Origin of the sequence: Paraburkholderia phenazinium, from assembly GCF_900142845.1 — a bacterium.
Taxonomy (GTDB): Bacteria; Pseudomonadota; Gammaproteobacteria; order Burkholderiales; family Burkholderiaceae; genus Paraburkholderia; species Paraburkholderia phenazinium_A.
Genome location: NZ_FSRU01000002.1, coordinates 1,851,190 through 1,872,814, shown reverse-complemented (window position 1 = coordinate 1,872,814; position 21,625 = coordinate 1,851,190). Strand labels below are relative to the sequence as shown.

Here is a 21,625-nt window from a genome sequence, read left to right as displayed (position 1 = left end):
GCAGAGCGAGGTTTGTTTGAACGCAGGGAGGTAGGAGCTTTAGGAGTGGTCTGATATCCAGTCATCCCGATCTCATTAAGAGTTGCTGCGCGCGTTAGCTAAATAAAACATTTAGGGAGAAAAATGAAAGCGCGAAAACCCTTCATGAGATTCTCGGGCCGGATTGACCGGTTGATCCTGGCAACAGGCTTGCTGGTTTCTGTTGCTTATGCCAATGCGGCGACGGAAGACCAGTGCATGCGCCTGTTCTTCAAGTCACAAGGTGTCCCAGGTACCCCAAACTGCGCAGTGCAGACCGGCGGCACCATGCCCGGTGACGATGGATCCGAAGACCCCTACAACTGGCTGAACTACTACAACTGTGGAAGCTATATAGCGGATTACTGTGCCGGTTCGACGGGTGGTGTACCGTCCGACGACACCTGCCCGGTGGCCGATCCTGTGCTCGCAGCCAGTGGCGTTGTGACGACAACGGAAAATGACTTTGTCAGCGGTGATGAGATACCGTTCGCATTTACGCGTACGTACCGCTCGGTTCCTTACCCGCTAAACACCAAGGACGTCGGCGCAAACTGGTTTCACAACTGGCAGCGGAAACTGGCTATCGTTGGTGACGGAGATAGCGTTCAAAAGGTAAATGCGTACAGGCCAAACGGCGAGCCCATTACCTTTACGCTGACGAGCGGGACATGGCGAACCGCCATCTTCAGCGGCCTGGCATTGGCTCGCAGTGACGCTGGCTGGTCGCTCACCGACCTCGTGACGGAAGCAGTGGAAACGTATTCCGCGCAGGGTGTCTTGTTATCGGAGACAACCAGGACCGGGTTCGTCAGGACGTTAATCTATGATGGATCGGGACGCCTTACCGCGATCACCCAGCATGGTCCCGGAACCAACGCTGTCAACGATTTGACCATTCGGCTCGAATACAACCAGAATGGTCACATTCAGCGCCTGACAGACCCTGCGGGCGGTATCACACAATACAAGTACGATTACTGGGGCAATCTGTCCTCCGTCACGTGGCCTGATGGGAGCGTGCGCCAGCACGTCTATGACGATATCAATTCTAAACGCGCGCTGACCGGCATCATCGACGAAGCTGGCTCCCGTATCGCAACGTGGAAATATGACAGCCAAGGTAGAGCAATTGCTGTCAATCATCCTGACACCACAAAGAACGTCCAGTTATCCTACGGATTGGGAGCGACCACGGTAACGGATAGCAATGGTGCGAGGACGCTTTCTTTTTCGACGATAGTCGACAAGGTTTTCCCAACTGGCAGCAACGGCTCAATGTCGAGCGCGTTCAGGTGGGATGCCTCGGGCAGGCTACAGGAGACTACACGACCGGCGCGCAACGCCGTTTACAGTTACGACGCAACCGGGCGTCCAGTGAAGGCGATAGTCCGTACTGCGACCGGCGTGGCTGTTACATCCGTCCGCTACGCTGACGCGAACAGTCTGCATCCTTCCACTATCGCGATGCCGGGGAAAGTTCAGGCGTACGTATACGACCAGAACGGGAACGTCACTGGTTTCAGTGAGTTCTCTACGAACGATCTGACGGGTGAAAGCGGATTCGATGCGACAGCTTCGGGGCAACAGGAAACGATAGGTGCCCGTTACGACGCTGCAAACAGACTGGTCGCTGCAACCGTCAATGTCAACAAGGTCAAGACCGCTGACTGGATATATTTTTATGATGCCACTGGCAACCTCAATACTGCGCAGGACCTGGTTTCCGGATGGCTCTTCGGAAACCAGGACAGGGATGCTGCCCATCGGGTCACGTGGCAGACCGGCAACTACCGGGAAGCGCGGATAACGTACGACACGAGAGGACGTGTAACGCAATTCAGATACGACGAACAGCCGATAATAAAAACAGGGCGTACCGGTCGGATCCTGACCGTAGATTATGCCTATTCACTTAACGGTACTCTGGCGTTGCGTAACGGTACGCTTACGCTCTATGGCCAGGCGTCGCAGATCCTCAGTAGTGGTGATACGGACAAGTGGCTTGATAACTATGAGTCGGGTGCCGATCCCGTTGGTCCTGCGCCGGGTGTGCCTGGCTGGTTGCGGTCCCTCGTCTCTGATCCTGTTAGGCAAACACGGGCCGTGTGTGTGGATTGTGCTTTTATCCAGGCGCGTCTCGCATGGCCGTACTTCCTGCATGATCTCTACTTTAGTGCGCAGTCCTCTCAGCCCATGACGGATAGTCCGGTTGAATTGCAGGTTGCTGCGCAAAACAAGGTACCTTTTTCGATCCTGACGCCTGATCTTTCGCATCGGACAATGCTTTATGCGAAACTGTTTGGGAGTGACACGGCACAGCCCGGTGGCATGGTGAAGTGCAAGGACACGGAAGACTGTGCACAGGTTCGGACCATGTGCCGCGAAAAGTGCGACGCGGTATTGCCGACCGGTTCCCGCAGAGGTTTCCCTTACTGGAACTGTGTGAACGACTGTGCAGAGCTGCACGGCTGTTCCCGCATCTAATCAGCGAAGAATGCCGCTAATTTTGGAGTTTGAATAAATGATCGAGAACAAGAATGTGGCAACAGAGTTAATCGCCTTGTTGTATCAGGCGGATGGGGCCGTCAACGAGGCGATTCGGATTGCACAGGAGAAGTGTCCACCGGACGAGTTTGTCGCATTCAGGCGAGGAATGGCTGACGTGATCTACACGCTCTTCGAGAAGGGCGTCGTACCGATCTGCAGACGCCATCCCGAGCTGATTCCGGAAGGAGAAACCCTTGACGGTGGACAAGGGAAATAGTGCATCGCGACTGGTCGTGGTTCGAGGAAATCCAAACGCGCGAGACTGTGCCATCTCGGTCTGCAACCGGAAACGGCCCAACACAAGACCCGCCCTCGCACTTCCACCGCTCGTGACACAGCGCTCATCCACCCACTCCGCACTGCGTGCGTCGCGGACGGGTTTGCATGGGAAGACGGAGCTATCGCAGTTAGGATACGTACACGAACGTTGACTAACTCCGTTCAGGAAGAAACGCCAAGGCAATAACATAGGTTTCCTACAGAACGCGCAGAAGGCGTTATGCCCGACGGCGGGGCGCGCAGCGCAACGCTGGAACGGATGACGGCCTTGTCACTAACGGTTATGTTACGAGGGCGCATCTCGTCTTGTGCCGTTTCCAGTAGCAGACCTAGATGGCGCACTACAAGCTAGCGGTGGCAGCCCGCTTTCTTTGCCTACTTTCTTTGCGGCGGCAAAGAAAGTAGGTGCCGCCCCGCACAGGGGCAACGCTAATAGACCACTAAGAAAGCAAGAAAAGGCCAACACCGCAAGAACACAGCCACAACCAAGCCGCCGGAGGCAAAAAACAATCAACTAGGCTTAACAACCACAGTACAAGTAGTCCCAGCAGAAAGCACAAGCCCTTGGGGCACATGATCAATCTGAATCCTCACAGGCACCCGCTGTGCCAACCTGACCCAGTTAAAAGTCGGATTCACATCAGCCAGCAACTCGCGGCTCTGCGGATTATCCCGGTCATAAATCCCCCGCGAAATACTCTCCACGTGCCCCTGCAAGACGCCCCCGCTCATCAGCCGCATCTCAGCCTTGTCGCCAACATTGACGTGCGGCAACTTCGTCTCTTCAAAATACCCATACACCCAGAACGAATGGCTATCCACAATTGCCAGCTTCGCCGAGCCTGCCGTCGCATAGTCCCCCTGAAACACGCTCAGATTCGTCACGTATCCATCCACCGGTGACACCACCCGCGTGCGCTCCAGATTCAACTTCGCCGCATCCAGCGCGGCCTGCGCCTGCTCATACGCCGCCTCCGCCGCCGATGCCGTATGCGTCGCGTTGTCCTGGCTCTCCTTCGATACCACCTGACTGTCCATGTCCGCGCGTCGTTGCGCATCGTCGCGGCGCATCTGCAGTTCGGCCTTGCGCGCGGCAACCGCCGCCTGCGCCTGCTCCACCGCAATCTGGTAATGCGACGGGTCGATCTGCATCAGCAGGTCGCCTTTCTTCACCAACTGGTTGTCGTGCACCGGCAGCGCCACCACCGCGCCCGACACGTCCGGCGCAATATTGACGACGTCGGCACGCACCCGTCCGTCGCGCGTCCAGGGCTCATCCATGTAATGAACCCACAAGGCGCGGCCAATCAGGAGCGCGATAACGAATACGACGGCTGTCGCGACAAAACCCACAATATTTCGGATGGTCATGATTCGACTCTGATCAACGATAAACGGCGAGACCCAGCACGCCGCACACACACACGAGCAAGCTGGCCCGGAACAGGTTGGGATGCCACACCACGCGATAAAGACCCGTATAGGCAATCGCACGGTCCAGCACCCAGGTCAGCGCCGCGCCGGCAATGAACAGCAGCACAATGGCCGGTACGTACGCATCGAGGACAGCAACTTCACGTGGCATGGCGAACTCCTTCTTGCCCCTCGCTCCGCTCGCCCACCAGCGCTTCCAGCGGCGATTGCGGATCGAGCAGCGCAGTACGAATGAAATGCAGATGACTCAAAATGCGTTGCAGTTGATGACGCTCTTCACGCGGCGGCGCGAACGTCGTCAGCAAATCTTGCACGGCGGCAGTCGCCGCGGCCGTCGCCGCCAGCGCCGCGTCCATCCGCTGCGCGCTCGGCCGGTCGAACAGCGCGGCCACCGCATCGCGTGTCTTGCGTTCGGCTTCGCGCCACGCGGTCTTCGCCGCGTAACGCGGGTTAGCCGGCAGCGTCGCAATCTCGCGGCGCAAATCGAGCATCGCGTTGCCCACTTCCAGCACCGCGAAGAGCCAGCGGAACGTGTCGTGCCTGAATTCCGGTTCGCCTTCGGCGAGGCCGTTGATCTGGAACACCAGATCGCGTGCGCCGCTTTCGAAGCGGGAACGCAGCCGCGTCAGGCGTGCATGACAGGTCGCCACCACCGCGCGGCGCAGGTCGATCAGCAGACGGTTACGCATCCACGGTGTCGTCGGCGGCAACACGGTTGCGCATACAACAGACGTCACCAGCATCGACAGCACGATCGCCATCGCATCGTTCATGAACGCGGTCGGGTCGTAGTGGAACAGGTTGTCCGGACCCGCCAGCGTGCAGAAGAACACGCAGTAGCCAAAGCCGTAGCCGAGCAGCTTCGGGCGCGTCGTCATGAACACGCCGAGTCCGAGGCACGGCGTCAGCACGACACACAGCAACGGGAAACCGTCGATGTGCGGATACACGCCGAAGGTCAGCACTAGTCCAACGAGCGCCGCCAGGGTCGTGCCCATTGCCATCTGGAACGCCATGCGGGCCGGATACGGTGACGACGACGCCAGCGCGCAGGTGGCCGCCCCCGTCAGCACCAGGGAAACGCCGCTCGGCCAGGCGGTGGCGATCCACACGGCGCCCAGCAATGCCACCACGAACGCGGCGCGCAAACCGCCGATGCCCGCCGCAAGCGCATTGGTCTTCGGCGTGTAGCGCTCGACCCAGCGCTCGCGTTCGTGCGTATCGACCGCCAGCGACGCGTAAGTGGCTGCGTAGGCGTGCAGATCGTCGACGAAGCGGTAGAGCAGTTCCGCGGCCGTGTCGAAGTCGAGCATCGGCACGTCGGCGTCGGCTCGCGTCTCCAGTGCGGCGCGCGTCGCGCGCACCCGCTGCGGCAATTCAGCCTTGTACGCTTCGAGCTGGGCGGCGGCATGCACGGCGTCGGCGGCGGTGAGGACAGGCTCGCCCGACTTGTCGAGCAGCGGGGCGATTTCCCTGAAATACGGCTCGAACGCGTCGATGACGGTCGTCGCCTGCGCATCGTGCAGCCGGTTCATCAACTGGTGCAGCGCATGAAAACGCGTCGAAGCGGTCATGAACTCGCTGTTGAGCCGCGAGAGGCGCCCGCTTCTCATCCGCGAGTCGGGGCTTTCGAACACGGCGACGCTGCGGGTCGTCTCGAAGCCGACGATGTCCGCCACGAAGCGCGCGTTAGTGGCTTCGATCTGCGCCCGGTCGAACCGTCCCGAGAGCGACGCCGACACGTATTCCACGAATGCGCTGAAGCGGGCCCGCACGGTGGTGCGCATCTGTTCGCCCACGTGCTGCGGGAAAATCAGCGCGCTGACCGCGCCCGAACAGACGATACCGAGCGTGATCTCGGCCACTCGCGTGAGCGCCGACATATAGGCGCCGTCGGGATTCTGCGAAGCCGGAATGCCGATCAGCGCAGCCGTATAGCCGGCCAGCACGAAACCATACGAGCGGAAGTTGCGGTTGCGCGCGGAGCCCGCGGTGCAGATGCCGACCCAGATCGCCGTTGCGCCGATAAACAGTTCGGGCTGCTGAGAAAACAGGCTGATGAACACCAGCATCACCACGAGACCGACCAGCGTGCCGCAGATCCGGTAGAAGCTTTTGGCGAGCACGCGGCCGCTTTGCTGCGTCATCAGGATGAACACCGTGGTCATCGCCGTACGCGGCTGTGGCAGGTCCAGCTTCATGGCGATGCCGAGCGCGAGAAACGCAGCGGTCAGCGCCTTGAAGACATAGATCCACGTGAGCCCGTCGGTGCGCGCCCAGTCGGCGGTGGCCGCATAGAGCGTCGCGAACGTCAGCGGCTGGCGCGGGGCGGAAGAGGGGGAGGCGGACATGGTGAGCGCGGCCTTTTACTGCGCAGCGGTTGCGTGAGCGGAGGCTTGGCTGCTGGCCGATGCGTTCGCGTTGTTGACCGTGTGCGTCGCTGCGTCGCCACCGGAAGCCGGCGTCGCGCTTGCCGCCGCTCCCTTGCCCTTGCCATGCGCAGGCAAGGTCTCATCCTGCTTCGGACCGTCCGCCGGATCGGCGAGGCCGCCGCCGAGCGCGGTCATCAGCGAGGCATGCGCGCCCAGACGCTGCGCCTGAATGCGAGCAACCCCTTCCTGGGCACGCAGCAACTGGTTCTGCGCGACCAGCACGTTCAGGTAATCCGTCAGACCGCGCCGGTAGCCTTCCTTCGACAGGTCATAGTTCTTGCGCGCGGCGGCCACCGAGCGCTGCGCATCGTCGGCCTGGGTTTCCAGCGAGCGAATGCGCACGACCTGGTCGGCCACGTCCTTCAACGCGCTGACGATGGTCTGGTTGTACTGTTCGACCGCCGTGTCGTAGCCCGCATCCGCGGCGCCCAGTTCCGAGCGTAGCCGGCCGCCGTCGAAGATCGGCAGCGACAGCGCCGGGCCCGCCGTCCAGCCGCCGTTCGCCGAGCGCAGGAACTGGAACAGCGGGCCCGCCGCGGCATAACCGCCAATCGACGCGAGCAGGTTGACGTCCGGATAGAAGTTGGCCTTGGCGACGTCGATGCCGCGCGCCTGTGCCGCCACCGTCCAGCGCGCCGCGACGATGTCGGGCCGGTGGCCCAGCAGCTCGGCAGGCAACGCGGACGGCAGGCCGGCCGGCGCGTCCAGCGCGAGCGTCGGCCGCGTGATCGAGTCGCCCGCGCCCGGACCTTTGCCGGCCAGCGCCGCAAGCTGATTGCGGCCGAGGGCGATCTGTTCTTCGAGCGCGTCGATCTGGCGTTCGTATTCGGGCACCGGCGTTTCGGCCTGGCTCACCTCGAGCTGGGTGCCGATGCCACCTTTCAGGCGCCGCGTGGCGAGCTCGACGATCTGCTGCTGCTGCGCGAGCGTGGCCTGGGCGATATCGAGCAGCGCGTAATTCATCGACAGGCCGATATACGACCGCACCACGTTCGCTTCGAGCTCGAGCTGGGCGGCGCGTTCGTCGGCGGCGCTGGCATGAGCGGCGTCGAGCGCGCGTTCGGCGGCGTTCTTGTCCTTGCCCCACAGGTCGAGGTGATAGGACAGGCCGATCGTGCCGGTGTTGTCGTAGGTGTTCGAGTCGGCGAGGGAGCCCGGGCCGTAATAGATATTGTCCGGCCAGTGTTGACGCTCGAGCGACAGATTGCCGTTGACCTGCGGCGACAGCGCCGCGTGCGCCACGCCGGCCAGCGATCGCGCTTCGCGCACTCGCGCCTGTGCAACCGCGAGCGTCGGATTGTTGGCCTGGGCGGCGTCGATCCACGCGTTGAGCTGCGGATCGCGATAGGCGCGCCACCAGTCGGCCGCCGGCCATTGCGCATCGGCATTGGCGGCCCGGATCGCGGCGCCGGCATCGAGCGCGGACGGCGCGATTCCGCTGGCTTGCGGGGCGATGCCTCCGGTACTGGCGCAGCCGGCGATTGTTAGTGAGATCGTAAGAACGACGAGCGCCGCGATCCCTTTTTGTACCGGAGACTGCACGATTTCCCCCTTAATTGACTAAAGAACCCTGTGCGTTATTATATTTTTCGATCTATTCCTGAATAACCCGTAAAGATGCAAGGCATTTTTACGGTATCTGAGACAATCGCTCTTACGAAGCATGTAACAATCCCCTTGTCTTACCAAGGATATGTATGGATACGCTTCAAAACATGCGCGTATTTGTCCGGGTCGTCGAAGCGGGCAGTTTCACGGGTGCCGCGCAGCACCTGAACACGACCACCGCGTATGCCTCGCGCGCCGTTTCGGATCTCGAAGCGCATCTGCGCACGCGGCTGCTCAATCGCACCACGCGCCGTATCGCGCTCACCGAGGCCGGCGAGCGGTATCTGCAGCGTTGCGAGCAGATTCTGGCGTACGTCGATCAGGCGGAAGCCGAGGCGAGCGACGCTCACGCGAGGCCGTCCGGCAAGCTCAAGGTCCACGCCATGACGAGTTTCGGCCAGCACTATGTGGTGCCGGCCGTCGGGCGCTATCAGCAGCGCTATCCGGAAGTGCATATTGAATTGACGCTGGCGCAGCGCGTGCCCGACCTGCTCGACGAGGGCTACGACGTCGCACTCGTGCTGGCGCAGGATCTGCCGGATTCGGGTCTGGTGTCGCAGCGTCTGGGCAGTGCATTCAGTATTGCCTGTGCCTCGCCGGCCTACCTGGAGCGCAACGGCGTGCCGCAGTCGCCCTCGGACCTGAGCCGCCACACCTGCCTGCAAATGGTGACGCCGGTGTTCCCGACCGACGAATGGACCTTCGACGGCCCGAACGGTCAGGAAACCTTTGCACTCGGGGCGGCGACCTTCCAGGTGAATGTGGCCGAAGCGCTGGCGGTGGCTGTACGCGAGGGGATGGGGCTCGGTCTGCTGCCGATTTACTCGGCCATCAGCGGCCTGCGCAGCGGTCAACTGGTGTGGGTGATGCCGGAGTACACGTCGCAGGAAATGAATCTGTACGCGCTGTATGCGTCGCGCCAGTATCTCGACGCGAAGATCCGCACCTGGGTCGAGTTCCTGCGCGACGAGTTGCCGGCCACGCTGGCGGCGGATCAGGCCGAGCTGCGCAAGTTCGCGCGGACGTGAGGCCTGACTGGCGCCCTGTTACACAAGCGCCGCGTCGCAACATTTCCTTACTTCTCGCGCCGATTTGATTTGGTAACGTGAGGTCAACGCACTGGCAGCCACTGTTGGCCGGCTGTCAGGAACCGGACTTTACTGGAATGAAGAGGGACTCATGGATACGCATCTGTTGATCGGCGTGGCCGTCATGCTGGGACTGATTGGAATTGCCGCGTCGCGCGACCTGCTGCGCAATCTGCGGGCGCAACCGCAACTGATCCCCATTCGGGCCGAACGCCGCGACGCAGCCGGCTATACGCGCCGCCGTTAAGCGCCGGGTCGTATGAGCGGTGCGCCCAACGCGGCGCATGCAGTCTTCGTCGTCCTGACGGCTAGAGTTCGACCACCTTGTCCCACGCAAACCGCGGATTTTCAGGTAGCCCCGTGCGACGGTCGAGATAGCCGCGCGGGTTGCACACCACGCGTGTGGCGTCGACCGTATAGTCGAACGACGTGTGCGTATGGCCGTGAATCCACAGTGCGACGGGCGAGCGCACCAGCGTCGGCAGGTGGTTGACGAAGCCCGCCGACACCCGGTCGTCCGCATAACGCTCGGCAAGACTCAGCCGATGCGGCGCATGATGCGTGACGACAATCGTCTTACCCCCAAACGGTTTGGCCAGTTCGCTCTCGAGCCACGCGCGCGCCCGCGCGTGCAGGGCCAGCGTGTCGGCGGGCGTGAAATTGCGCGCTGCCGTGGCGTCTTCGGCGCGGATGGTGTGGTGGGTCCCTGTGCCGCCATGCGGCCACATCACCTGGATCAGGCCGCGGAAATCGAGCATCGCCCGCTGGGCCGCGGCGATCGATGCCGAGAGCGCTTCATCGTCGGCGCCATAGAGCGTGAAGTCGGTCCACAAGGTGGTGCCGAGCACCCGCCACGCGCCGGCCGGATCGACCAGCGCCGTGTTGTTCAGCAGATGGACGTTGTCGACCGATGCCGCCGCGTCGTGCATGGCCGCTTCCAGCGCACCGAACTCGCCGTCGTAGTATTCGTGATTGCCCGGCACGTAGACGACGGGCGCGGCGCCGTCGAAGGTCTCCGCGGCCCAGCGCGGACCGGCTGCGTGATTGTGGATGTCGCCGGCGAGCACGATCAGATCCGCCTGAGCATGCGGAATCACCTCCGGCTCGTCGCACTCCAGATGCAGGTCGGACAGCACACGAATCTTCACGGACGGTACTCCTGCGCTCGCCTTATCGGCTCATGCCCTTAGCGTAGCACCTTGCCAGGGTTCATCAGATTCAGCGGATCCAGTGCGCGTTTGACGGCACGCATCAACTGCACTTCGACGTCGCTTTTGTAGTGCATCGCTTCGTCGATCTTCAACTGGCCGAGTCCATGTTCCGCGCTGATGCTGCCGCGATGGCGGTGCACGCTGTCGTAGACGATCTGGTTGATCGGGCTTTGATATTCGGCGAGAAACGCCTTCGCATCGACGCCTTCGGGCGCCTGCACGTTGTAGTGCAGATTGCCGTCGCCGAGGTGCCCGAAGGTCACCATCCGCGCGCCTGGAACGGCTTCGGCGATGGCGGCATCGGTGGCTTCGATGAAGTGGCCGATGCGCGAGATCGGCACCGCGATGTCGTGCTTGATGTTGAGACCCTCTTCGGCTTGCGCGAGCGGAATGTGTTCGCGCAGATTCCAGAACGCCTGCGATTGCCCGAGGTTTTCCGCGACCACCGCGTCTTGTACCAGACCGTCTTCGAGCGCGGTTTCCATCAGCCGCTCGAACAGGGCGCGTCCATGTTCTTCGCTTTCGCTATCCGACAGCTCCAGCAGCACGACTTGCCCATGCGCCTCGGCGAACGGATAGCGCATCTGCGGAAAATGCCGGCCGACGAGCCGCAGACAGAAATCCGACATCAACTCGAAACCGGTCAGGAGCGGCCCGGCGAAGCGTTGCGTGAGCGCCAGAAAATCGAGCGCGGCATGCGGCGAGGCGAGGGCGGCGAGCGCCGTGACGCGCGCAGCGGGCTGCGGATGGAGTTTCAGCACGGCCGCGGTGATGATGCCGAGCGTGCCTTCCGCGCCGATGAACAGATCGCGCAGATCGTAGCCGGTGTTGTCCTTGCGCAGTCCGCGCAGTCCGTCCCACACCTCGCCTTGCGCGGTGACCACTTCGAGGCCGAGGCACAGTTCGCGCGTGTTGCCGTAGCGCAGCACGCCGGTGCCGCCCGCGTTGGTGGCGAGATTGCCGCCGATCGTGCAACTGCCTTCTGCGGCCAGACTCAGCGGGAACAGGCGGCCGGCGTCTTCGGCGCGGGCCTGCACCTCGGCGAGGATGACGCCGGCTTCGACGGTGATGGTGTTGTTGTGCGGGTCGATGTCGCGCACCCGGTTCAGGCGCCGCAGACTCAGGACGGCTTGCGCGCCGCTCGCATCCGGCGTGGCGCCGCCGGCGAGCCCGGTATTGCCGCCCTGCGGCACCAGCGCGACGCGGTATTCGACCGCCAGCTTCACGAGCGCGGCGACTTCGGCGGGCGTCGACGGACACAACACCGCGCGGGCCGCGCCGGTGTAGCGACGACGCCAGTCGGTGAGGTAGGGGGCGGTGTCGTGGGAATCGGTGAGGACGTGCGCCGCGCCGATGGCGTCACGGCAGGCGGCGAGGAAGGCGGTGCTTGCGTTTGAGCCCGCACTTGAGCCCGCACTCGAGCCCGCGTCTGACTCTGCGTTCGAAGGGCTTTGGGATGCCGGTTGGGAAGCGTGTTGGGTCATGATGGTCGGTCAGTGAAGTGAGGCGGCCGCGCATGTTTTCACGCAGCCCGTTTCGCACGCCGCGCAGCCCGCTTGAACGGGGCCACGTAAACCAGCGCGCAGACGAAGAACACCAGCGCAAGCAGGGTCTCGAGCCAGCCGAGCTGAGCAGACAAGCCGCGGTCGCTCATGCCGCGCACGATGCCTTCGGCAAAATACAGCAGGATCAGCATCGACGCCCATTGCAGCGTATAGAGCCGTCGGCGCAGCACGCCGGGCAGGGCGAGCAGCAGCGGCACCGCTTTGATGACGAGCGCGGTGCCGCCCGGCCGCAGCGGCGCGAGCCACCATTCCCAGGTAATCGAGAGGGCGATCAGCGCGATTAGCGCGGCGGCCGCGCCAAGTGCGGCGCTGCGGTGGCGGGTGGGTGGGGCAAGGTTGGACGCAAGCGTAGGCGTCGCATCAGCAGGCGCAGATGCGCCATCAGCCGCCTCCCCCGACTCGAACTTTCCCGCCCCCCGATCCGGCACGCTCACGGCCGTTCGCTCATGACGGCGGCCGTGCGTGCGATGCGTGCGCCGAGCGCGATGGCAAGCGTCTTCTCGTCGGCGGAAATGCCGTGTTCCGCGGAGTCGGCCCGCGCGAAATGCGATGCGCCATACGGGGTGCCGCCGGTCAGCGTAGTGGTCAGCGTGCTTTCGGTGTACGGGATGCCGACGATCAGCATGCCGTGGTGCAACAGCGGCAGCATCATCGACAGCAGGGTCGATTCCTGGCCGCCATGCAGGCTGCCGGTGGACGTGAACACGCAGGCCGGCTTGCCCGCCAGCGCGCCGGACAGCCATTGCGGCGTGGTGCCGTCGAGAAAGTATTTCAGCGCGGCCGCCATGTTGCCGAAGCGGGTCGGCGAGCCGAGCGCGAGGCCGGCGCATTCTTCCAGATCGCGCAGCTCGACGTACGGCGGACCTTCAGCGGGAATGTCGGGCTGGGTCGCCTCGCAGACGGTCGAGACGGCGGGCACGGTGCGCACCCGCGCCTGCATGCCGGGGACGCTGTCGACGCCGTGCGCGATGGCCAGCGCGAGTTCGCGCGTGGCGCCGTAACGGCTGTAGTAGAGGACGAGGATGTCTTTCATAGGCCTGATCGAGTGAACGGGTATTATAGGGGCTGGGTCCACGGCACAGGCGGCTCGCCGGCATGCCGGCGCCTGCCGCGGATGGTTCACGAAGGCGAAGGAGGTGGGGTTTGTTGTCCAGGGTGCGTTTCGACCTCGATACGCTCAAACGCCTCGCGCAATTCGCCGCGAAGCGCAGCAGCGAAGACCGGATTCCGCAGGTGGCCGGCAGTCTGACGTTCACCACCATGCTGTCGCTTGTGCCGCTGGCAACGGTGGCGTTTGCGCTGTTTACCGCGTTCCCGATCTTCGGTTCGTTCCAGATGTCGCTGCAGGGTTTTCTTGCCGACCATCTGATGCCCTCACAGATCAACGACCAGATCTTCAAGTACCTGAACCAGTTCGCCTCGAAGGCCAAAGGCCTGACGACGATGGGCATGATCGTGCTGTTCGTCACCTCGGTGATGACCATGATGACCGTCGAATCCGCGTTCAATGTGATCTGGCGGGTGCGCAAGCCGCGTCCGCTGGCGCAGCGCGTGCTGGTCTACTGGGCGATCATCACGCTCGGGCCGATCCTGATCGGCGTCAGCCTGTCGATTTCCTCCTATCTCTTCACGCGCTCCATGGCGTTTAGCGCCGCGCAGCACATGACGCCGGTGATCGACTGGGCGCTAACGGGTGCCGCGCTGCCGCTCACGGCGCTCGCGTTCACGATGCTTTACGTATATCTGCCCAATTGCCGGGTGGAGTGGCGCGACGCGGTGGTGGGCGGTGTCGGCGCCGCGATTGCGTTCGAGCTGGCCAAGCGCGGGTTCGGCTATTACATCCGGCGCGTGCCCACTTACACCGCGGTCTACGGCGCGTTCGCGACGGTGCCGATGTTCCTGCTCTGGATGTATCTGAGCTGGTTCATCGCGCTGGCTGGAGCGATGGTGGCCTCGGCGCTGCCGGCGATCCGCATTGGCCAGTTTCACCGGCCACGCTTTGCGGGCAGCGATCTGTTCGACGCGCTTGAATTGCTTGCACGGCTTTCCGAAGCGCGCGAAGCGGGCAAGCGCGGCTACACGCTGCAGGATCTGGCGCGCATGCTCCGCCGCGATATGGATACGACCACCTATCTGCTGGACAAGCTCGAGGAGATCGAATGGATTGCGCGTCTGAGCGAAGACGGTTCGCGTCCGCACTTCCTGCTGCTGGCGAATCCGGCCCAGGTGACGGTGGAGCGGCTCTTCGACCTGTTCGTGATCGATCGCGCGGAACTCGAATACCAGCTTAATCTGGAGTCCACGCGGGTAGACGGTGCGACCTTGCTTGCGGCGCTCCACAACGACAAGCTGAGCGTCTCGCTCGCCTCGCTGCTCGCGGTGCGGGCTTCGGCGCGTGCCGAGCGGGCGGCGGCACAGGCCGAGGCGCGGGGCTCGGCGATGCCGCATCAGACGGCGTGAGCGGCGGCGCTGCACCTCTTGGTGCATCGGGCGGTGTGGGCGGTGGCATTCCACCGCACGCCGTGAATTGCCGGCCAGAGACCTGCTAGAGCGAAATCTTCCCGACGCAGATGTCCTTGAACATCACCCAGTCGCCCATCAGGCTGTAGATGGGGTGCCGGAAGGTGGCGGGGCGGTTCTTCTCGAAGAAGAAATGCCCAATCCATGCACACCCATAGCCGCTGACGAGCGCGGCAGGCAGCCATAGCCAGTCGCCGGTGGCGAGCGCCATGGCCAGACAGCCGATCACGCCCAGCGAGCCCACAAAGTGCAGCCGCCGCGACACCACATTGCGATGCTCTTCGAGGTAAAACGGATAAAACTCCGCGAAACTCGCGAAGTGATCGGTATGAGCGGTTTGAGCCATCACGGCCTCCGTTTCGCTACTCTTTGTAGCCCTTTCCCCCGCCATGCCGGTTCAACTGGCACAGCGAGCCCGGCAACGCAATGTGCGCCTGAAACCGGGCAGGCTTGAGCCATTGTGCTGCTATCGGCCACGGCACGCAACCTGGCCATTCGGCCGATGGTGCGCGTTCGCATACATCGCTATCGTTGAGCTTACTGGGCTCACGCAACGCTCGAAGCGAAGCCGAACAGCGCATCGAGCGTCGCGTCCGGCTGCTCGGTCATCAGCGCATGGCCGGCGTCGAGTGTGACGGTATCCACCCGCGGGCTGGCTTGCGCGAGTGCCTGGGCGAGCGTCTGTGCGGCACGCGGCGGTGTCATGGCGTCGCGCCGTCCTACGATCAGCCGCACGGGGCAGCGCACCTGGGCCGCGCGTGCGAGGCCCTCCGAGTAGGCGTTGCAGGCCGTGAAGTCGGTGTGGAACAGGCCCGCTTCACCGGTAGCGGAGACGCGTTCCATCAGCCGCTGGTTCATGCCGTGCAGCCAGAACCCGGGGCCCGGGCAAGACGGTTTGGCGGCGAGCGTCGAATGCGACCACTGGTTGACCATCGCGATGGCTTCGGGCTCGCGGTTGAGCGCGGCGTCCAGTAACGCGTCGGAGACGGTCATCGGCACGGCGGTGGCGACCAACGCCAGCGCGCTGGCGCGCTCCGGGTAACGCGCGGCGAAATCGAGTGCGGCGAGCGAGCCCATGCTATGGCCGATCACGCAGGCGCGCGCTACGCCCGCGGCATCCAGCAGCGCGGCCAGCCAGTCGGCCATGGCGGCGATATCGGTGAGCGCTGGCCCGGCGCTGCGATGGTGGCCGGGCAGGTCGAGCGCCAGCACGCCGAAGCCGTGATGCGCGAAGTAGCGGGTTTGCAGCGCCCAGACGCTATGGTCGTGCTCGGCGCCGTGGATGAAGACGGCGGTCGGCAGGCTGGGGTCGAACGGCTTGCCGCCGGTATAGACGTAGGCCGCTTTGTTCTGGACATCCAGGATCATGCCGACTCCTTGGGCGCGCTGCCGTGCCTGGGACTGCTGGGGCCGTCCTTCGGTTTGGCCGCGCCGGCGCTGCCGCCGGTCGTCTTCTGCGCGGCCTTCAGCGCGCGCTTGAGGTCGTCGATCAGATCGTCGGGGTCCTCGAGGCCGATCGACAGACGAATCGTGCCTTCCGCAATGCCGGCGGCGGCGAGTGCAGCAGCGTCCATGCGGAAGTGCGTGGTGGAGGCGGGGTGGATCACGAGCGAACGGGCGTCGCCGACATTGGCCAGATGCGAGAACAGCGAGAGCGCCTCGATAAAGCGCCGTCCGGCGGCACGGTCGCCACGCAGGTTGAAGCTGAACACGGCGCCGGCGCCGCGCGGCAGCAGGCGCTTCGCGAGCGCATGATCCGGATGCGAAGCCAGCTCCGGATAGGCGACGGATTCGACCGCGGCGTGGGCGGCGAGAAACTCGACCACTTTGCGCGTGTTCGAGACGTGGCGATCCATGCGCAGCGGCAGCGTTTCGATGCCCTGCAACAGTTGCCACGCGGCTTGCGGATGCAGGCACGCGCCGAAATCGCGCAGGCCTTCGCGCCGGGCGCGCAGCAGGAAAGGCGCCACGGTGCTTTCCTCGGCGAACACCATACCGTGGAAACCCTCATAGGGTTCGGTGAATTCGGGAAAGCGCCCGGATGCTTCGAAGTTGAACGTGCCGCCGTCGACCAGCACGCCGCCGATCGTGGTGCCATGACCGCCGAGGAATTTGGTCGCCGAGTGGTAAATAAAGTCGGCGCCATGCTCGAAGGGCTTGAGCAGGTAAGGCGTGGTGAAGGTGGAGTCGACCAGCAGCGGCACGCGGTGGCTATGCGCGATCTGCGCAACCGCGGCGATGTCGAGCACGTCGAGGCCCGGATTGCCGAGCGTCTCGCCGAACAGCAGGCGGGTGTTCGGGCGCAGCGCGGCGCGCCAGGCGTCCAGATCGCCGGGCCTGACGAAGGTGGTTTCGATACCGAAGCGGCGCAGCGTGTAGTTCAGCAGGTTATGCGAGCCGCCGTACAGCGCGCCTGAGGCGACGATATGCGAACCCGCACCCATCAGCGTGGCAATCGCCAGATGCAGCGCGGCCTGGCCGCTGGCGGTGCCGATCGCGCCGGCGCCGTTCTCCAGCGCGGCAACGCGCTCTTCGAAGACGGCGACGGTCGGGTTCGAGATGCGCGAATACACGTGGCCGGCGCGTTCCATATTGAACAGCGCGGCGGCGTGGTCGGTGTCGCGAAACGAGAAGGACGTGGTCTGGTAAATCGGCGTGGCGCGTGCGCCGGTGGTCGGGTCGGGGGCTGCGCCTGCATGCAGCGCAAGCGTGTCGAAACGGTTGGCGGACATCCTGGGCGGCGGAGCCACGAACGGCTCCGCGAAGGGTGAAAGTGGGGGCATCGTATCACCGGGGCCGCCGGCTTCAAGTGCCGTTTCCCCCATGTGGCGGGCTGCTGCGCCCGTCTTGCCTGGGTGGGCGGGCCGCTTTCCTTTTACGGGTCTTTCCGCTAGGATCAAAAGTCAGTCATGTATTAACGGCTTCCGCAACTTTTTTTGCATGGGACCGGATTCAGTGCGTTGCACGAACTGCGGTCGACAGAGGAGACAATCATGCGAGTCAGCGACATTCTCAAGGTCAAGGGCAATACCCTGTTTACCGTCACGCCGGATACACCGCTGCTCGACGCAGTCAATGCCATGGCGGAGCACGATATCGGCTCGCTGGTTGTCATGGAATACGGCGATCTGGTCGGCATGCTCACGTTCCGTGAAATCATCCTGACGCTCAGCAAGCACCACGGCAGCGTCGGCACGGCCACCATCCGCAAGGTCATGGACGATCACCCGCTGACCTGCACGCCGGAAACGGACGTGAACGAGGTGCGGCGCATGATGCTCGAGCATCACGTGCGCTATCTGCCGGTCATGGAGAGCCGCACGCTGATGGGCGTGATCTCGTTTTATGACGTGGCGAAGGCGGTGGTCGAGGAGCAGGGCTTCGAGAATCGTATGCTCAAGGCATATATCCGCGACTGGCCGGAAGAGCAGGAACCGCAACAGGCTCGCTAAATGGCGCCTTGGGCTGGCCGCGGTGCTGTCCGACCGGTGGTGCACCGGTGGTCATGCGGTTGCCCTTGTTATGCTGTTCCGCGGTCTCGCGCTGGCGCGTATCGGCGCCGGGTGCCGGCCATCAAGTTGCCACAAGCCTGAGGTATTGATCCAGGGGCGTGCGCGAGAGCGTGCGCCTTTTTTGTGTCCGCGCCGCTGGGAAGCGCGAGGTGCGGCTATCACCCGGCGCGGGGCTGCTGAAGGCGGCGTCGCATACCCTCTCTGCAGTCCTGCGGTCCTTTTTCCCATTCTTCGACCTTCATGAGCGATCGTCCGTTATCCGCCGCCCGCCGCGCTGCCCGCAGTGGCGACGCACACGAGTCCCAGTTCCGCTTGCTCGGCGAGCGGCGTTTTGCGCCGTTTTTCTGGACCCAGTTCCTCGGCGCGATGAACGACAACGTGTTCAAGATCGGCTTCACGTCGCTCGTCACGTATCAAACCGCGCGCTTTTCCGGTGTCGATGCGAAGACCGCGGCGTTCCTGATCTCGGCGATCTTCATCCTGCCGTTCGTGCTGCTCTCCGCGACCTCCGGCCAGATCGCCGACAAATACGACAAGGCGATGCTGACGCGCTTTGTGAAGACGTTTGAAATCGGCGTGATGCTGATCGGCGGGGCCGGCTTCTGGCTGCATAGCGCGCCGCTGCTGTATCTGTGCACGTTTCTGATGGGCGTCCATTCCACCGTGTTCGGTCCGGTGAAGTATTCCTACCTGCCGCAGCATCTGGCGAAAGCCGAGCTGGTGGGCGGTAACGGCATGGTCGAAATGGGCACGTTTGTCGCCATTCTGGTGGGGACCATCATCGGCGGGGAAGCGGCGGGTTTTGTCGAGCATGGCGCCGTGGTGCTGGCGTGCGCTTGCGTCGGGATTGCGCTGGTGGGGCGTGTGGTGTCCATGTGGGTGCCGTCCACGCCGGCGCCGCAACCTGGGCTGCAGATCAACTGGAACCCGGTCAGCGAAACCTGGCGCAATCTGAAGATCGCCCGCGAAAATCGCACCGTGTTTCTGAGCTTGCTGGGCATCTCGTGGCTGTGGTTCGTCGGCGCCACCTTTCTGTCGTCGTTTTTCAGCTTCGCGAAGAATGTGCTGTCGGCTAACCCCGATGTGGTGACCGTGCTGCTCGGTACCTTTTCGATCGGCATCGGCCTCGGGTCGCTGCTGTGCGAGCGCCTCTCGAAGCGGCGCATCGAGATCGGCCTGGTGCCGCTCGGGTCGATCGGCATGAGCGTGTTCGGCATCGACCTGTTTTTCGCGAGTCATGCACAGCCGACGGCGGGACACCTGCTGAGCGTCGGCGAATTTATCGTGATGCCGGCCAACTGGCGCGTCCTCGCGGATCTGTTCCTGCTCGCCATGTTCGGCGGCTTCTATAGCGTGCCGCTCTATGCGCTGATCCAGAGCCGCAGCCAGCCGAGCCATCGTGCGCGCATCATCGCGGCGAACAACATTCTCAATTCGCTGTTCATGATCGTGTCGTCGCTGATGGCCATGGCGCTGACGGCGGCAGGCGTCAGCATTCCGGGCCTGTTCCTCGTCACCGCGCTGCTCAATATCGTGGTGGCCACGTACATCTACTCGCTGGTGCCAGAGTTCCTGCTGCGCTTTGTTGCGTGGGTGCTGGTACACACGTTCTACCGGATCCGCCTCGTGCATGCCGAGCGTATTCCCGAAGAGGGCGCGGCCGTGCTGGTGTGCAACCACGTGAGCTACGTGGATGCGATCGTCATCATGGCCGAGAGTCCGCGTCCAATCCGCTTCGTGATGGACCACCATATTTTCAAAACGCCGTTCGCCGGCTGGGTGTTCCGTCATGCGAAGGCGATTCCGATAGCGCCGTCCCACGAAGATCCGGAGATGCTGACGCGCGCCTACGAAACCTGCGCGCGGGCGCTCGCCGAGGGCGACCTGGTGTGCATTTTCCCGGAAGGCAAGCTGACGAAGACGGGCGAGCTGAATCCGTTCCGTCACGGCGTGACCGAGATCATCCGCCGCACGCCGGCGCCGGTGGTGCCGATGGCGCTGCGCGGCCTGTGGGGCAGCGTATTTTCGCGCGCCGCCGAGGTACGCTGGCCGCGGCCGGTGCAAAAGGGCGTGATGAGCCGGCTGACGCTGGCCGTCGGCGAGCCGCTCGACCCGGCTCAGGTGACGCCGGAAGGGCTGCAGCAGATCGTCACCGAGTTGCGCGGGGCGCGGAAGTAGACGCGGTGGGCCTGGCCGGCCAACGTCCGCGCAGCGCGGCCCTTGCCGCGGGGCGGGCTGGCATAATAGCGTCTTCCCCGCATCTCTTTGGACGACGCTCATGTCCGGCAATACGCTTGGTACGCTTTTCACTGTCACGACCTTCGGCGAATCGCACGGTCCCGCTATCGGCTGTGTGATCGACGGTTGCCCGCCGGGTTTGGCGTTGGTTGAAGACGACATCCAGATCGAACTGGACCGCCGCAAGCCGGGCACCTCGCGTCATGTGACGCAGCGTCAGGAAGAGGACAAGGTCGAGATTCTTTCGGGCGTGTTCGAAGGCGTCACCACCGGCGCGCCCATTGCGCTGCTGATCCGCAATACGGACCAGCGCAGCAAGGACTACGGCAACATCGCGGAAACGTTCCGCCCGGGCCATGCTGACTACACCTACTGGCAGAAATACGGCATCCGCGACTATCGTGGCGGCGGCCGTTCGTCGGCGCGTCTGACGGCGCCCACGGTCGCGGCGGGCGCGGTGGCCAAGAAGTGGCTGCGCGAGCATTTCGGCACGGAGATTCGCGGCTATATGGCGGCGCTCGGCGAGATCGAGGTGCCGTTCGTCGACTGGTCGCACGTGCGCGAAAACCCGTTCTTCGCGCCGAATGCGGATGTGGTGCCGCAGCTCGAAACGTATATGGACGCGTTGCGCAAGGACGGCGACTCGATTGGCGCGCGCATCAACGTGGTGGCCTCGGGCGTGCCGGTTGGCCTTGGCGAGCCGCTGTTCGACCGGCTCGACGCCGATATCGCGCACGCCATGATGGGCATCAATGCGGTGAAGGGCGTCGAAATCGGCGCGGGTTTCGCCAGCGTCGCGCAACGCGGCTCGGTGCATGGCGACGAGCTGACCCCGGAGGGTTTTGTCGGCAATCACGCGGGCGGGGTACTCGGCGGCATTTCGACGGGGCAGGACATCACCGTGTCGATCGCCATCAAGCCGACATCGAGCATTCGCACGCCGCGCCGTTCGATCGACAAGGCCGGCCAGCCGGCCGTCGTCGAGACGTTTGGGCGTCACGATCCGTGCGTCGGCATTCGTGCCACGCCGATCGCCGAGTCGATGCTGGCGCTGGTGCTGATCGACCACGCGCTGCGGCATCGAGCGCAGTGCGGCGACGTGACCGTCAGCACGCCGAAGATCGCGGCGAGCGCGCCTTAAGTCGCGTCCCGCGCGTGCTTCCGCTTTAG

At 63.8% G+C, this 21,625-nt stretch carries 19 protein-coding genes; 8 read left to right on the top strand and 11 right to left on the bottom strand.

Features of this window, described 5'->3' with window-relative positions; all coding sequences use genetic code 11:
• Nucleotides 1-123: 123 nt before the first annotated feature.
• A complete protein-coding gene (locus tag BUS12_RS25320) occupies nt 124-2,505 on the top strand; it encodes a DUF6531 domain-containing protein (RefSeq protein ID WP_083640620.1) in 2,382 nt (793 codons plus the stop codon).
• Nucleotides 2,506-2,542: 37 nt separating this feature from the next.
• Nucleotides 2,543-2,785: a hypothetical protein gene (locus BUS12_RS25315; protein WP_074300173.1), complete on the top strand. Its 243-nt coding sequence runs from the start codon at nt 2,543-2,545 to the stop codon at nt 2,783-2,785.
• Between the two features lie 572 nt (nt 2,786-3,357).
• Here the strand turns inward: BUS12_RS25315 and BUS12_RS25310 are convergent.
• Genes BUS12_RS25310 through BUS12_RS25295 form a run of 4 tightly spaced genes read right to left on the bottom strand, consistent with a single transcriptional unit; the run spans nt 3,358 to nt 8,255 of the window.
• Complete coding sequence (locus tag BUS12_RS25310; protein WP_074300172.1) at nt 3,358-4,218, bottom strand: efflux RND transporter periplasmic adaptor subunit; 861 nt, start codon at nt 4,216-4,218, stop codon at nt 3,358-3,360.
• Nucleotides 4,219-4,231: 13 nt separating this feature from the next.
• Entirely contained in the window at nt 4,232-4,432 is a 201-nt protein-coding gene (locus tag BUS12_RS25305) for a DUF1656 domain-containing protein (protein ID WP_074300171.1), read from the bottom strand.
• A complete protein-coding gene (locus BUS12_RS25300) occupies nt 4,422-6,632 on the bottom strand; it encodes an FUSC family protein (RefSeq protein ID WP_074300170.1) in 2,211 nt (736 codons plus the stop codon). Before BUS12_RS25300 ends, BUS12_RS25305 begins: the two co-directional genes overlap by 11 nt.
• Before the next feature lie 15 nt (nt 6,633-6,647).
• Nucleotides 6,648-8,255: an efflux transporter outer membrane subunit gene (locus BUS12_RS25295; protein ID WP_074300169.1), complete on the bottom strand. Its 1,608-nt coding sequence runs from the start codon at nt 8,253-8,255 to the stop codon at nt 6,648-6,650.
• A gap of 155 nt (nt 8,256-8,410) precedes the next feature.
• Here BUS12_RS25295 and BUS12_RS25290 point away from each other — a divergent pair, with 155 nt between their 5' ends.
• Together BUS12_RS25290 and BUS12_RS38930 are read left to right on the top strand one after the other, a co-directional pair.
• Complete coding sequence (locus BUS12_RS25290) at nt 8,411-9,349, top strand: LysR family transcriptional regulator (protein WP_074300168.1); 939 nt, start codon at nt 8,411-8,413, stop codon at nt 9,347-9,349.
• 151 nt (nt 9,350-9,500) lie between these two features.
• Nucleotides 9,501-9,656, top strand: coding sequence for a hypothetical protein (locus BUS12_RS38930; protein ID WP_171991713.1), 156 nt, complete (start codon nt 9,501-9,503; stop codon nt 9,654-9,656).
• Between the two features lie 61 nt (nt 9,657-9,717).
• On the opposite strand, the gene BUS12_RS25285 is transcribed toward BUS12_RS38930, so the two are convergent.
• From BUS12_RS25285 to wrbA, 4 genes are read right to left on the bottom strand one after another with little or no spacing between them, the layout of a single operon-like run.
• Nucleotides 9,718-10,557 (bottom strand): metallophosphoesterase, encoded by an 840-nt coding sequence (locus BUS12_RS25285; protein WP_074300167.1) that lies wholly within the window; start codon nt 10,555-10,557, stop codon nt 9,718-9,720.
• A 38-nt stretch (nt 10,558-10,595) separates the two neighbouring features.
• A complete protein-coding gene (locus tag BUS12_RS25280; protein ID WP_253190209.1) occupies nt 10,596-12,104 on the bottom strand; it encodes an FAD-binding oxidoreductase in 1,509 nt (502 codons plus the stop codon).
• Nucleotides 12,105-12,142: 38 nt separating this feature from the next.
• On the bottom strand, nt 12,143-12,619 hold the full coding sequence (locus BUS12_RS25275) for a DUF2069 domain-containing protein (protein ID WP_367117661.1): 477 nt from the start codon (nt 12,617-12,619) through the stop codon (nt 12,143-12,145).
• Nucleotides 12,616-13,218 carry an NAD(P)H:quinone oxidoreductase gene (wrbA, locus tag BUS12_RS25270; protein WP_074300166.1) on the bottom strand — a complete coding sequence of 201 codons (603 nt, stop codon included), beginning with the start codon at nt 13,216-13,218 and terminating at the stop codon, nt 12,616-12,618. The genes BUS12_RS25275 and wrbA overlap by 4 nt, the downstream gene beginning before the upstream one ends.
• A gap of 110 nt (nt 13,219-13,328) precedes the next feature.
• Between wrbA and BUS12_RS25265 the strand changes: the two genes are divergently transcribed.
• Nucleotides 13,329-14,645 (top strand): YihY family inner membrane protein, encoded by a 1,317-nt coding sequence (locus BUS12_RS25265; RefSeq protein WP_074300165.1) that lies wholly within the window; start codon nt 13,329-13,331, stop codon nt 14,643-14,645.
• 85 nt (nt 14,646-14,730) lie between these two features.
• Here the strand turns inward: BUS12_RS25265 and BUS12_RS25260 are convergent, their stop codons facing one another.
• From BUS12_RS25260 to BUS12_RS25250, 3 genes are all read right to left on the bottom strand, one after another.
• Nucleotides 14,731-15,051 (bottom strand): Mpo1-like protein, encoded by a 321-nt coding sequence (locus BUS12_RS25260; protein WP_074300164.1) that lies wholly within the window; start codon nt 15,049-15,051, stop codon nt 14,731-14,733.
• A gap of 200 nt (nt 15,052-15,251) precedes the next feature.
• Complete coding sequence (locus tag BUS12_RS25255; RefSeq protein WP_074300163.1) at nt 15,252-16,073, bottom strand: alpha/beta fold hydrolase; 822 nt, start codon at nt 16,071-16,073, stop codon at nt 15,252-15,254.
• The gene (locus BUS12_RS25250) at nt 16,070-17,437 is read right to left on the bottom strand and encodes an O-acetylhomoserine aminocarboxypropyltransferase (protein WP_074300162.1); all 1,368 of its coding nucleotides are present in this window, start codon (nt 17,435-17,437) and stop codon (nt 16,070-16,072) included. Before BUS12_RS25250 ends, BUS12_RS25255 begins: the two co-directional genes overlap by 4 nt.
• A 261-nt stretch (nt 17,438-17,698) precedes the next feature.
• On the opposite strand from BUS12_RS25250, the gene BUS12_RS25245 reads away from it, so the two are divergent.
• The 3 genes from BUS12_RS25245 to aroC all read left to right on the top strand — a co-directional run bounded on the left by BUS12_RS25245 (nt 17,699) and on the right by aroC (nt 21,596).
• Nucleotides 17,699-18,157 (top strand): CBS domain-containing protein, encoded by a 459-nt coding sequence (locus BUS12_RS25245; protein WP_074300161.1) that lies wholly within the window; start codon nt 17,699-17,701, stop codon nt 18,155-18,157.
• Nucleotides 18,158-18,457: 300 nt separating this feature from the next.
• Nucleotides 18,458-20,395 (top strand): MFS transporter, encoded by a 1,938-nt coding sequence (locus tag BUS12_RS25240; RefSeq protein WP_074300160.1) that lies wholly within the window; start codon nt 18,458-18,460, stop codon nt 20,393-20,395.
• Nucleotides 20,396-20,495: 100 nt separating this feature from the next.
• Nucleotides 20,496-21,596, top strand: coding sequence for a chorismate synthase (gene aroC, locus BUS12_RS25235; RefSeq protein WP_074300159.1), 1,101 nt, complete (start codon nt 20,496-20,498; stop codon nt 21,594-21,596).
• Nucleotides 21,597-21,625 lie beyond the last annotated feature (29 nt).